14 protein-coding genes and 1 riboswitch are annotated in these 13,171 nt (G+C 32.8%); of the genes, 8 read left to right on the forward strand and 6 right to left on the reverse strand.

The features are described 5' to 3' along the window. The first annotated feature begins 165 nt into the window (after positions 1 to 165). The gene (locus KA873_RS01460; protein WP_107504480.1) at positions 166 to 1,023 is read left to right on the forward strand and encodes a fructosamine kinase family protein; all 858 of its coding nucleotides are present in this window, start codon (positions 166 to 168) and stop codon (positions 1,021 to 1,023) included. 208 nt (positions 1,024 to 1,231) lie between these two features. Here KA873_RS01460 and KA873_RS01465 read toward each other — a convergent pair whose 3' ends face one another. After that, a complete protein-coding gene (locus tag KA873_RS01465) occupies positions 1,232 to 1,465 on the reverse strand; it encodes a DUF896 domain-containing protein (RefSeq protein ID WP_107385029.1) in 234 nt (77 codons plus the stop codon). Beyond that, a complete protein-coding gene (locus KA873_RS01470) occupies positions 1,449 to 2,420 on the reverse strand; it encodes an LLM class oxidoreductase (RefSeq protein ID WP_107504479.1) in 972 nt (323 codons plus the stop codon). The genes KA873_RS01465 and KA873_RS01470 overlap by 17 nt, the downstream gene beginning before the upstream one ends. Positions 2,421 to 2,666: 246 nt before the next feature. Between KA873_RS01470 and KA873_RS01475 the strand changes: the two genes are divergently transcribed. Next, positions 2,667 to 3,434, forward strand: coding sequence for a trypsin-like serine peptidase (locus KA873_RS01475; RefSeq protein ID WP_107385747.1), 768 nt, complete (start codon positions 2,667 to 2,669; stop codon positions 3,432 to 3,434). A 122-nt stretch (positions 3,435 to 3,556) separates the two neighbouring features. On the opposite strand, the gene KA873_RS01480 is transcribed toward KA873_RS01475, so the two are convergent. Together KA873_RS01480 and KA873_RS01485 are read right to left on the reverse strand one after the other, a co-directional pair. Next, a complete protein-coding gene (locus KA873_RS01480; protein WP_107385748.1) occupies positions 3,557 to 4,126 on the reverse strand; it encodes a TetR/AcrR family transcriptional regulator in 570 nt (189 codons plus the stop codon). 88 nt (positions 4,127 to 4,214) lie between these two features. Continuing rightward, the gene (locus tag KA873_RS01485) at positions 4,215 to 5,183 is read right to left on the reverse strand and encodes a DMT family transporter (RefSeq protein ID WP_107504478.1); all 969 of its coding nucleotides are present in this window, start codon (positions 5,181 to 5,183) and stop codon (positions 4,215 to 4,217) included. A 309-nt stretch (positions 5,184 to 5,492) separates the two neighbouring features. On the opposite strand from KA873_RS01485, the gene KA873_RS01490 reads away from it, so the two are divergent. Continuing rightward, complete coding sequence (locus KA873_RS01490) at positions 5,493 to 6,431, forward strand: nucleoside hydrolase (RefSeq protein WP_107504477.1); 939 nt, start codon at positions 5,493 to 5,495, stop codon at positions 6,429 to 6,431. Positions 6,432 to 6,804: 373 nt separating this feature from the next. Further along, entirely contained in the window at positions 6,805 to 7,380 is a 576-nt protein-coding gene (locus KA873_RS01495) for a M23 family metallopeptidase (protein WP_107504751.1), read from the forward strand. Positions 7,381 to 7,500: 120 nt separating this feature from the next. Here the strand turns inward: KA873_RS01495 and KA873_RS01500 are convergent, their stop codons facing one another. Beyond that, positions 7,501 to 8,166: a DNA-3-methyladenine glycosylase family protein gene (locus KA873_RS01500; protein WP_107504752.1), complete on the reverse strand. Its 666-nt coding sequence runs from the start codon at positions 8,164 to 8,166 to the stop codon at positions 7,501 to 7,503. Positions 8,167 to 8,178: 12 nt separating this feature from the next. After that, complete coding sequence (locus KA873_RS01505; RefSeq protein ID WP_107385312.1) at positions 8,179 to 8,532, reverse strand: DUF488 domain-containing protein; 354 nt, start codon at positions 8,530 to 8,532, stop codon at positions 8,179 to 8,181. Positions 8,533 to 8,663: 131 nt separating this feature from the next. Here KA873_RS01505 and KA873_RS01510 point away from each other — a divergent pair, with 131 nt between their 5' ends. The 4 genes from KA873_RS01510 (at position 8,664) to KA873_RS01525 (ending at position 13,164) form a co-directional block, all read left to right on the forward strand. After that, positions 8,664 to 9,095 (forward strand): 6-carboxytetrahydropterin synthase, encoded by a 432-nt coding sequence (locus KA873_RS01510; protein WP_107385313.1) that lies wholly within the window; start codon positions 8,664 to 8,666, stop codon positions 9,093 to 9,095. Positions 9,096 to 9,402: 307 nt separating this feature from the next. Next, positions 9,403 to 10,446, forward strand: coding sequence for a PTS sugar transporter subunit IIC (locus KA873_RS01515; protein ID WP_107504753.1), 1,044 nt, complete (start codon positions 9,403 to 9,405; stop codon positions 10,444 to 10,446). A 512-nt stretch (positions 10,447 to 10,958) separates the two neighbouring features. Further along, complete coding sequence (locus tag KA873_RS01520) at positions 10,959 to 11,699, forward strand: aggregation-promoting factor C-terminal-like domain-containing protein (protein ID WP_107386263.1); 741 nt, start codon at positions 10,959 to 10,961, stop codon at positions 11,697 to 11,699. 126 nt (positions 11,700 to 11,825) lie between these two features. Next, a riboswitch (SAM riboswitch) is annotated at positions 11,826 to 11,938 on the forward strand. A 62-nt stretch (positions 11,939 to 12,000) separates the two neighbouring features. Next, entirely contained in the window at positions 12,001 to 13,164 is a 1,164-nt protein-coding gene (locus tag KA873_RS01525) for an aminotransferase class I/II-fold pyridoxal phosphate-dependent enzyme (RefSeq protein ID WP_107386264.1), read from the forward strand. Positions 13,165 to 13,171 lie beyond the last annotated feature (7 nt).

The following is a 13,171-nucleotide window of genomic DNA, read 5'->3' on the forward strand; positions in this document are numbered from 1 at the left end:
AAATATATGTCTTTAATAGACTAGCATTTTAGTATTCATATGCCTAGTATAAATAAGAAATATTAATATAACTTCAAATTATTAGAGAAGACCCTGATTTTGATTAAATTTTAAATAAAACGGTAATAGTACAATGATGTGATGGAATAATGGAGGGATATTTTTATGAAAAAACAATGGCAATCACAATTACCATTAGATAATATACAGTCTATTGCACCAGTAAGCGGTGGAGACGTTAACGAAGCCTATCGCGTAGAAACATCTCAAAAGCCATATTTTTTATTAGTACAACGTCAGAGAAGTAAAGCCTTTTTTGATGCAGAAGTTGCTGGTCTCAATTTGTTTGAAAAAGCTGGAATTACTGCGCCAATAGTCATTGATAGTGGTGAAATCGATGGAGATGCCTATCTTTTGCTAAGTTTTTTAAATGAAGGAAACCAAGGTAGCCAAGCTGAACTTGGAGAATTGGTAGCTAAAATACATCAACAACAGCAGCCAGATGGCAAGTTTGGTTTTGATTTACCTTATGAAGGCGGTGATGTATCATTCGACAATGATTGGTCTGATAGTTGGACGACCATATTTGTTGAACGTCGTTTAGATCATTTAAAAGATAGATTGGTAGATCAAGGTTTATGGATAGAGGAAGATGTACAAACTTATCATAAAGTGCGGGAAGTAATTGTAACTGCGTTAAGTGACCATACAAGTAAACCCTCATTATTGCACGGTGATTTGTGGGGTGGTAATTATATGTTCTTAGAAAATGGTCAACCTGCATTGTTTGATCCGGCACCACTATATGGTGATAGAGAATTTGATTTAGGTATAACTACTGTGTTTGGTGGCTTTACTCAAACTTTTTATGATTCCTATAATAAGCATTATCCTTTAAGTAAAGGTGCCAATGAACGACTAGAATTTTATCGTTTGTATTTATTAATGGTACATTTACTGAAATTTGGAAGTATGTATGCGGGCAGTGTAGATCGATCCATGGAAAACATATTAAATAATTAAACGTAGAAAAAATGCTTCATTGTTGTTATATAGCTATGTTACACATTGCTTTCATTACAAATATTTCAGCTTAAAATGTGTTAGAAAGCATCAACCCTTTAAAATGAAAAGATAAGTATAAAATATGATAAACAAACTCATTAAAACGTTTCAATTTAATGGTTATATAGAAAACCCGTCAAGTATCATTTACTTGACGGGTTTTTTATTAATCTAAATTTAGTGTGCCCATTTCTTCACGCAATTTATAAACTTTATCAGGTGTAACATCTTCACCTAAAGGATCTACAACTTTTAAAGTAGAAAATGTGTTAACGACTTGGCCGCGAATCATTTGAAGATATTCTTGTCTTAACACGTGTTGCTCTTGTTTTTCTTCTACACTCAAAGTTTGCACTTTTTCTTTGTTTGCTAATTGGTTAATTCTATCTAGTAGTTTCATAAATTTTGTCCTCCTGTAAATGTCGAGGTGGAAAGTGTGGAATAATTTCATTACCGACCTCTGTTAATATTTCTTTATAAGTTCTGTCGTTGGCTATAAACTGCAACATTATATGATTGGTTCCGATACGTTCATACGCTTTTAGGATGTTTAACAAAGTGTTTCTTCCTAGGCGATAACCACCTTTAATCGGCTTTACAAGTTCATTCGGATTAACTGATAAATCAATTACCAAAGGATGCATAAAGGGTTTGAATGTATCGTTTTGATGCCATTGCTGTAATAAAGCTTTTTGTTGTTGGAAAGGTTGAGGATAAAATAACCAACCATCCACATGTGTTTTTAACCAATCAATATGTTGTTTGGCGTATCCTGTTGCGAACATAGGAATATGCTTATGCTTTGGTAATACTTGTAAGCCAGAATCTTCGTACAGTTCAAATAAAGTATTTGACGTTTGTGGTGATGATGATTGCCATAATTCTTTTAAAGATGACACAGCTGATTGAAAATGTTGACTTAGATCGTTTGGATTGATTTTAAAAGTTGGAAATTCAAATTGACGATCTCCAGTAGCAATCCCTAATAACAATCGCTCGTTTGATATTAAATCAAGAGAGGCAGATGCTTTAGCAATATGCACAGGATGACGTAATGTTGCAACAATACTAGATGTTCCGAGAGCGATTTTGGATGTGTTGGCAGCGATGAAAGTTAAAAACACAAACGGATCGTAGTTTGTCGTTACATTACCAAGGTGCGGACTATATAAAGGATTATCTCGCACAAATAAGCTTGTGAATCCAAGTTTTTCAGCATATTGAACTAATGCTATTTGTTGATCAATTGGCAATGCGATATTTTCAGGATCATCAAAGGGTAACATTAATCCTAAGGTTAAATGTTCCTGTTGAAAAGTTCTTTGAAAACCATTGTGTGTTTGAATTGTTGTCACGTCTATCCCTCCTCTTCAATTAAATTAAACAACGACTGTAAACTAAGTAACACTTGTTGTTTAGATAGATTATATGGCATGATTTATTATAATGCAAACAACATGTTTATAAATTCATTGTATAAGCGACAAAGTGAGCAATATGTTGTTTAAATCACATAATTAATGTACTAAGTAATAATTGATTAAAATCTTAAAATTCTGTAAATTTAAAAAGTAATATTTTTTAATAGGAGGTAGGTCTTGTTGAAAAACATATTAGTCGGCATCATTATAGGCACATTATTATTTTTATCAAGCACTATCAATGCTGAGGCACAAGCACAAAATCAAAATGATACTATGAAAAGTTCGCAACAGACTAATGAGAGGAATCAAATAGGTACTGCCACACCAAGAGTCATGCTACCAGGTGAAAATAGACATCAAATTGAAAATACTCAATCTGGTCATTACCAATCCATTGGCTACATAGAAAAAGGAGAAACAATCGCTACTGGTGTGGTTGTTGGTAAAAATACAGTATTGACGAATAAGCATGTAGTAAATAACGGTAATGGAAAGCTATCATTTGCACCTGCTGCTGAAAATGAAAATAGTTTTCCGTATGGTACATTTACAGAAAAAGAAGTGGTAGCCTATCCTGGAGATGCTGACTTAGTACTAGTTCATTTTAATAAAAATGGTGAAGGGCAGTCAGTTGGAGATGTTGTGACACCTGCCACAATTGGTGAAACTAGTACTGTGTCTAGTAATGATCCAATAACAGTTACAGGTTATCCAGGTGACAAACCTTTAGCAACGATGTGGGAAAGTTCGGGTAAAGTCATAAGTAATAATGACAGTATATTAACATATAGTGCCAGCACATTTGGGGGAAACTCAGGCTCGCCTGTCTTTAATGCAAATAATGAATTAATTGGTCTACATTACGGTGGTATAGAAGGAGAAAGCAATAATGCAGTAGCGATTACAGGTGAAGTATTGGAATTTATCAATGATCACAATGTTTAAACATTTATTTTACTTAAATAAATTAAGCCCCTCGTTAAATAAGTTACGATAACTTATTTAACGAGGGGCTATATGAATGATTAAAGCATAACTATTTTCATTGTCCAAACGCATTGTGCGAATTATTTTTGATTTGAAAGTTGGGATGTAATGAAGGGTAATGACTTGTTGATGTATGATTCAGCAGGTAAATTACTCGAATGGAACCAATGTTTAGCGATGCCGTATAATCCCCATGATAGAAAACGTGCACTTGTAGCAAGTGTCTCTCTATCTATATCTTTGTGTTCATCAGACATTAATTTTAAAAAAATATCTTCTAATTCTTCTTTAATTCTTTTCTCGACAATTTCCCCATATGCTTCACTATTTAGACGGCACTCTTCATGAGTATCTTGGATATAACTAGTAATTGTAATAAAACATTGGCACAGTGCTTTTTCATTTAATTCTGTAACCATATTGAGCGATTGATTTAAATTTTTTAAGATTGTTTCAGACAGTGTATATTCCATGATGTCATATTTATCGTAAAAATGAGCATAAAAGGTAGCGCGATTGACAGTGGCACGTTCGGTAATATCTTTAACCGTAATTGATACTAACTTTTTTTCTTTTGCAATTTCACGAAAAGCGTCCATTAATAATTTTTTAGTTCTTATAATACGGGGATCTATATGAGTATGAGTCAATTAATTACACCTCTATATTTGTTATTATCATTAGACAAATTATCTTGCTTTACGAACAAGTTGTCAATTAACATAACTAGCTTTGATTTTATTTCAATCCTATTTTACGATCATTTATTTTACTATTTAAAAAACAATAAATAATGATACCTAATGTGATGATAATAATACCGACAATACTTAACATATTTGGTAACGCTAAGCCTAAAAGTAACATTTCGCCAATTAATGTAAAAACGATTTCCATCGCTTGTGTCGCTTCAACAGCAGCTAACTTAGTTTGGTTATGTTTCACTATATTCGTTGCATAGAAGAATAATGTTGTTGCTATGATACCAGAGAAAATCGCAACTAAAAAAGTTTGCGTGATTTGATTTGAAGAGGGTAGCCCTTGAGTAGCTACTCCAATCAGAAAAATAATCAACCATAATGGTAAGGTGACTAAGGTCATGCCATATATCCGTTCGATCGTATTTAAATCGTTGCCAACAACCACCATCATTTTACGATTGCCTAAAGGGTAACAAAATGCTGCAATCATCAACGGTATGACAGATAATAGGAAAATATGTAATTCTATATTCGAAATGTGCGGAATTTGTACAATGATAACACCTAATATCATAATGCTAGATGTAGCAAGTGAACGCCACGGGATACGTTCTCTCATTTTGATTGTGGATTGTCCTTGTTGTATATATGTGTAGAAAAATGGAGCTGTAAAAAGACCGGAAATAATGGTTAATTGCCATGTCGCAGAAATAAGCCAACCTGGGCTATAATTTGATACAAAAGTTATGGGTACATAAAAAAAGACAAAACCAAGTGAACTCCACAATAACCACCTGAAAAAATTTTGCTTAATATGCAATAAAATAATATGATGACGCCCTTTACGGTTCCAAATAACCATCATTAACAAAAAAGGGAACATAAAAATAAAGCGTAGTGACGCACTAAAAAGCCAACTGCCACCTTTGCTAGACATTGCATGATTTAGTATGAATGTAATAGAAAAAAAGAAAGCAGCTAATATACCAATTAAAATTGCTCGCATTAAAGACCACCTCAAGTTGTGTAATGATACTAACTTACCAGTTTTTTTAAATGCAGCAAACATAATTCATACAAAAAATGTGATATTTCTATAAAATTATGTGAATTTTCGGAAAATAAAAAGCGAAACCACTAGAAAAGTAGTATGATAGGTTTAACAGTAGTAAAAAAAGAAAGCTTAATAAATGAAACAATGCCGTTGTAATTAGAGTAGTGATGCTAAATGATAAAATATTTATTACAAAATAATACTTAGATAAAATTGATTTTATTCATATTTAATATACATAAGACGATTGGAGTGTGTTAAATGACTAAAAAGATAATCATGGATTGTGATCCAGGTCATGATGATGCGATAGCTTTAATTCTAGCAGGTGCGAAATATAGTACACTTGATATATTGGCCGTGACCACTGTAGCAGGAAACCAAGCAGTTGAAAAAAACACCAAAAATGCACTTAATGTATTAGAAGTTATGGGAAGACGAGATATTGAAGTATCTGTAGGTGCTTCGCGTCCACTCATAAAACCTGCTTCCTTCGCTTCGGAAATTCACGGCGATTCGGGATTAGATGGACCTAAATTACCTGAAGTGCCATCGTTGAAACCAACTCAATATCACGCTGCAGATGTAATTATTAAGACATTAAAACAAAGCGCTGATCCTGTAACAATTGTTGCAACAGGTCCACTTACAAATGTTGCGACTGCATTAATCAAAGACCCTAGTATTGCTCAATCAATTGATTCTATTACAATTATGGGAGGTGGCACTTTCGGAAATTGGACGCCTACCGCTGAATTTAATATTTGGGTGGATGCAGAAGCTGCTAAACGAGTATTTGAAAGTGGTATTAACATAAATGTTTTTGGGTTAGATGTGACTCATCAGGTCTTAGCAACAGATGAAGTAATTCAAAGATTTAGTAGCATTGATAATAAAATATCTAAATTTGTTGTTGAACTACTAGAATTTTTCAAATCTACTTATAAAACACATTTTAATATGGATGGGGGTCCTATTCATGATGCGTGTACAATTTTATACTTATTGCAACCTGACTTATTTACTATGCAGCAGACACACATCGACATAGAACATCAAAGTTCGCTCACATACGGTACAATGTCAGTCGACTTAAATAATGTCACAAACAAAGAAAAAAATGCATATTTTGCTACGGCTGTAGATGTTGAACGTGTTTGGACTTTGATGGAACATATGTTAAAAAGTTATAACGTGTAAGCTGAATTATGGATAGCCATTATTCTCTAAATTTTGAAAATATTGATTTGTAACATTTGTAAGAGCTTAGGGATAAGTTTTTTTGAATTCTGTTAATACGATAAAGAAAAGTATGGGATATAAGTATTTGTCACTAAAAATAAACGTCAATTTCTAGCGCAGCAATATAGAAATTGACGTTTTCTTTATGTTAATGATATAAAATTTTCGTGTTTGACTTGAGTAAATCTATATTGCAAAAGTTGTTTTAATATTTTCATTACAGTTATTTAATACGAAAGTATGAGATGATTTTAAGTTGAATAATTAGCAAAATACAGATAAAAGCATTTATTATGATATTAATATCATAATTTAAAAGGTGAATCGGATAGTGAAAAATACATTTAAAACGATATTATTATTAGTTATTGTATTAGTGCCGTTAATACTATTATTAACAAATATAGATACTGTACAACGATATGTAAGAGAAAATTTAGTACAACAAAATGATGGAAATAAAGATAGTGGAAAGACAGATAGAAGCATTTTTAATATAAGTAGAGAGACTGAATCTTTTGGTGATTATAAATATAATGACTTCGACGGTAAACACTATGGCATTGATTATGGCATAGCTAAAAACACGCCAGTAACTGCAGCGACAGATGGTAAAGTAACCAGAACTTTTGAAAATGATTTAGGTGGCAAAGTAGTGCAGATTATGGAAGAAGATGGTGTACATCATCAATGGTATATGCATTTAAATGAATTTAAAGTGGAACCTGGTGAAAAAGTTAAAGCTGGAAAAATCATTGCACTTTCTGGTAATACTGGTTCTCAAACTTCAGGGCCGCATCTACATTTTCAAAGAATGGAAGGTGGTGTTGGAAATGAGTATGCGGAAAACCCTAGAAAATTTATAGAATCGTTACCTAATGGTGAAGAGAGTCTGTATAAGAAATAATTGTTGAGAAAATGTATTATACCATCCACGCTTTATCCTAATAATGCGATGTTACCGTAGTGATAGCGTAACGTAATATAGAATGATTTTAGTTATAATTAAAATATTAAGCTCAACGTATTACGAAGATGATTCGTCTAAAAGTGAGTCAATAGAGTCGTAATTTAATAAATTTTGATGAATTGCTTCCCATAAATAAAACGCCCCATATGAAGCATATGGATGCCATCGTTTTGCACATAGAGAGAGTTGTTTTTTTCTTTCAGCGTTTGAAGTTTGATAAAGCCATTGAGCAGCTCTCTGTAACCCCACATCAAAAATAGGCAGTATATTGTCACGCTTTAATGTAAATATTAAAAATATTTCTGATGTCCAACGACCAATACCTTTGACCTGTGTTAAAACTTGTTTTACAGTTTCATCATCTAATTCATGTAAATTAGTAAAATCGAGTTTATTTTGTTCTATATGCACTAGCAAATTTTGAATGTAGTTTATTTTAGTTTTAGAAAGACCTATGTGTTTCATTTGTACTTCAGATAAATTTAACACTGATGCAACAGTCCATTGATTGTGGATTGCTTCCGAAAATCTTTGGAAAATTGCTGAAGCGGCAGTATTTGTAATTTGCTGTCCAATGATAGAACGAATTAACGATTTTAGCGGATTAGGGCGCAGTGTTATTTCTACATTGCCAATTTGTCTTATAAGTTTTGCAAGGGTCTCGTCTTGGAGCATGAGTGTCTGGACAGGTGAATCATTTATGTCGATATGCCATTGAGCCATCATATTCACACCTTATTGTAATAATTGTTGTAGCACAACCGCTTGATTATGTTTTTCATCTTTTGCACCATAAAGCAAAATGACATCTTGTTTACTGTTAGCAACAATATCTTGTAATTCATTAAAAGCTTCTTTTTGATCGTTATTTTCACGCAATTCTTTCTCGTATTTTTCTTTAAATGCAGCGTAAAGTTGAGGATCGTGATTAAACCATTTTCTTAATTCGGATGTTGGTGCAATGTTTTTTAGCCAATGATCTAAATTAGCTTGATCTTTTGAGATTCCTCGTGGCCAAACGCGGTCTACAAGTATGCGTACGCCTTCTTTAAGTGGTTTTTCATAAATACGTTGTATTTGAATAGTCATAAAAAGCTCCTTTACTCTTAATAATTCAATTATTTTTCTATAGCCTAAAACGTAATATTAAAAACATTGGAACTCATATATTTTAACTGAAAGGGTATAGATAAATATAATGTTGAAAAGGAGATTTTAATATGACAAATTTTGATCAAGTTCAACCACCTGAACAATTTAAATATCGCAGTAATGCAGTACTTATTAAAAATTATTATGAATTTACTTGTGATAATCGAATATATTTTAGTCAAACAGCGCACAAAGATTTAGCCAATCAACACTATAAGTTCAATATTGAAATTTTATCTAAAATAAACGATACTGGATTGGCATTAGATTTTAATGAAGTCGATAAAATATATAATAAACAAATCGCAACTTATTTGGATGGTCAACTCGTTAATGAAACATTACCATCTATGAATACAACAGCCGAAAATATTGCCTTTTGGATATGGGAGCAATTTGAGCAACACTTGCCAGAAGAAAACACACTTCAAAAACTAGAATTTTTTGAGAATGCAACGCAAGGTCTCGTATTGACGCGTGAATTAATGGAAGCAAAATAAAATGTTTTTAACAATATGATTTAGCAAACACGACGTGTGTATTGGAACATAACAATTACTTTCGACATTAGCGCTAAATATTATTTTAAAAAGCAATGACATTCTACGGATAGACAAGTTCATTAAAAAGCAATGGACGTCTATCCGTTTTTTTTGTGCAATTTTTGTGTTTAGTGAACATAAGGAATGAATTGGAAATTGTAATGATATGATTAACTGTATTTTTATATAGAATGTACAAAAATAAATATTCTGAAAATTGCGATAATATGGTATATTTTATTTATCACAACATAGGAGGCACACAATGATCAAAGTAAGTCCGAAACAATTTATTAATAATGTATTATCTGGCGTAGCAATTGCAATTGTTGCTGGGCTCATACCTAATGCTATTTTAGGTGAGGTATTTAAACTTTTAGCGCCGAAATATGCCGTTTTTGAATCTTTACTACAGGTTGTTTTAGGTATTCAATTTACAGTTCCGCTATTGGTAGGAGCTTTGATTGCAATGCGCTTTAGTTTAACGCCTTTAGCGACAGCTGTAGTTGCTAGTTCGGCTTTTGTCGGAAGTGGTGTTGCACAATTTAAAGATGGCGTGTGGGTACTTGTCGGCGTGGGAGATTTGATTAATACAATGATAACAGCAGCAGTTGCGGTATTTTTAATATTGGTAATCGGTGAACGCTTTGGTAGTCTGACATTGATTATTTTACCGACAATCGTTGGTGTTATTTCAGGTTTGATTGGTTTGACGTTATTGCCATACATACAATTAATTACGACTGGTATTGGTAACTTAGTTAATACATTTACAGAATTACAACCCATAATTATGTCAATGCTTATTGCACTTGTCTTTAGTTTTATAATTATTTCACCAATTTCTACCGTGGCGACAGCACTAGCCATTGGTATTAGTGGTTTAGCAGCAGGTTCAGCCTCATTAGGCATTGTAGCATGTGAAGGTGTTCTCGTCGCAGGTACGATGAAAATAAACAGATCAGGCGTACCTATTACAATATTTTTGGGTGGTGTTAAAATGATGATTCCCAATATGGTTCGACACCCTATTATTTTATTACCCATCTTCACCAATGCGATTATCACTGGATTTTTTGGCGCGTTGTTAGGTATTGCTGGTACCAAAGAATCTGCTGGTTTTGGTATTATTGGGTTGGTAGGTCCCATCAGCGCATTTAAACATATGGAAGACCCATTACTACTTAATCTATTATATGTATTTATCGCATTTTTTGTCGTTCCGTTTATGATAGGTTTCTTAATTCATATATTCTATATGAAAGTTTTGAAATTATATGATAAAGAAGTATTTAAGTTCCTAGCATAAAATAAGTGAAGATATAGATTTGCTTATTGTAATATATTAAAAATGCGCATTATCAATATATAAGTAAAAAGATTAAAAAGGCCTCAAATCAAAGGCCTTTTTAATTTTGCACAAAATAATTTGCAAGTATGATCCCAATATATAAAAAATGTATCGAAATATATTGTTACAGTTATGTAACAATAAGGTTGTTTGTAATTTTTCAGACTATATAAAAAATGAAGCAAATCAAGAGATAGCATTCTTTTATATCAATAATTATAAATAATAAAAGCAAAATTGATTATTTGAGAATGTTGTATAAAGCAATTACAAAAGATTGCAATGTTACAAATAAGAACAATTTTTGTAAAGTTTTGTTATGTAAGTGTAATATGATTGATAAAAATATATGGTATATTAACTATGGTCAAAAAACAAAACATAAAATTTAAAGAATTTTAGCAAATACGACAAAAAAATTATCGAAAATATATTTTATTAAAAATTAAATTTGGAGGATTTATTTTATTATGAAAAAATCAATTTTAGCTTCATCATTAGCAGTAGCATTAGGCGTAACAGGATATGCAGCAGCATCTGACAACAATCAAGCTCACGCTTCAGAACAAAACATCGACAAAGCACATTTAGCAGAATTAGCATTAAATGGTTCAGCTGAATTAGATCAAAAACCATTACACGCTGGTGCATATAACTACAATTTTGTACTAGGTGGTAACGAGTTTACTTTTACATCTGACGGTAACACATGGTCATGGGAATACCATGCAGTTGGTGCGCAAGCTTCAACACCTAATACTACACAAGATGTAAGTTCAGAAGTAAGTGTCAACACAAATGAAAAATCAGCAAGTGAAGTACGTTCACAACAATCATATACTGCTCCAGCAGCAGTAGAAGCACCAAAAGCTTCAGCAACTACAAATGTTAAAACAGCACAAACAAGTGCAGCTACGCAAACATATAAAACAGCTCAAGCATCTGCGGCTTCAACTGGTGGATCAGTTAAAGCACAATTCTTAGCTGCTGGTGGATCAGAAGCTATGTGGAATTCAATTGTAATGCCTGAATCAAGTGGTAATCCAAATGCGGTTAACCCAGCAGGATATAGAGGCTTAGGTCAAACTAAGGAATCATGGGGTACTGGTTCAGTAGCTGATCAAACTAAAGGTATGTTAAACTACGCTAAACAACGTTACGGTTCTGAAGCAGCAGCGTTAGAATTCCGTAAAAACCACGGTTGGTGGTAAAATCTATAGCACTGAACGTGTTGTGTTTGGTGATATAGATAAGAGTGACTCGCTTGAGTCACTCTTTTTTTTATATTGACATGTTAGAATATTCTGATAAAATTAATATTAATTTAATTATAAAGTGACTTATCCAGAGAAGTGGAGGGACTTGACCCGTTGAAACTTCAGCAACAGACTTATCTATTATCATAAGTACTGTGCTACATTCAACAAGTGGAATACTTGATAGATAAGTGTCATGTGAGAGCTATATGTCACTTATGAGGCATATAGTTTTTTATTTTAAGGAGGACTTTTAATGGTAATATCAGATCGGTTATCACAAATTCCGGATAGTTACTTTGGTAAAACGATGGGACGTAAAATAGAGCCCGGGCCATTACCGTTGATTAATATGGCCGTAGGTATACCTGATGGCGCAACGCCTAAAGGTATCCTTGATTGCTACGCAGAAGCCATTTATAAACCTGAAAATCAAAAATATGTCGCTTTTCATGGGAAAGAAACATTCAAACAAGCAATCGTCGATTTTTATAAAAGACAATATGATGTTGAATTAGATAAGGATGAAGAAGTCTGTATTCTATATGGTACGAAAAACGGCTTAGTCGCTTTGCCTACATGTATCGTTAATCCGGGTGAAAATGTGCTGCTTCCCGATCCAGGTTATACAGATTATTTAGCAGGTGTATTGTTGGCAGATGCTAAACCACAACCACTTGTGTTAAAGCCACCTTATTATTTACCACAATGGCATATGATAGATAAAGACGTCTTATTGAATACACGCTTAGTTTATCTAACTTATCCAAATAACCCTACAGGTTCAGTTGCTACAAAAGATGTATTTGATAAAGCAATTGCACAATTTCAAGGCACAAAAACTAAAATTGTTCATGATTTTGCCTACAGTGCATTTGGCTTTGATTATAAAAATCCAAGTATTTTACAATCAAAGGGTGCTAAAGACTTAGCAATAGAAGTGTTTTCTTTATCAAAAGGATATAATATGTCAGGTTTTAGAGTTGGTTTTGCTGTAGGGAATAAAGATATGATACAAGCATTGAAAAAATATCAAACACATACGCATGCTGGTATGTTTGGTGCACTGCAAGATGCGGCTACATTTGCTTTAAATTATTATGATGATTTCCTTGTGAGCCAAAATGAAATATTTAAAGTCCGAAGAGATAAGTTTACAGCTAAATTGAATGAAGCAGGTATCCCTTTTGAACCGATGAATGGTGGCATATTTTTATGGTTAAAAACACCTAAACATTATGATGGTGAAACGTTTGAAACATATTTATTAAAAGAAAAGTCCATTTTAGTTGCGCCAGGTATTCCATTTGGTGAACATGGGCAGAACTATGTACGTATTTCATTAGCAGTGGATGATGATAGCTTAATGGAAGCGGCAGAACGCATTCAATCATTAAAACATTTATATGAAGCAGAATAGGAGTGAA

Origin of the sequence: Staphylococcus sp. GDY8P45P (genome assembly GCF_017892745.1) — a bacterium.
GTDB lineage: Bacteria > Bacillota > Bacilli > Staphylococcales > Staphylococcaceae > Staphylococcus > Staphylococcus cohnii.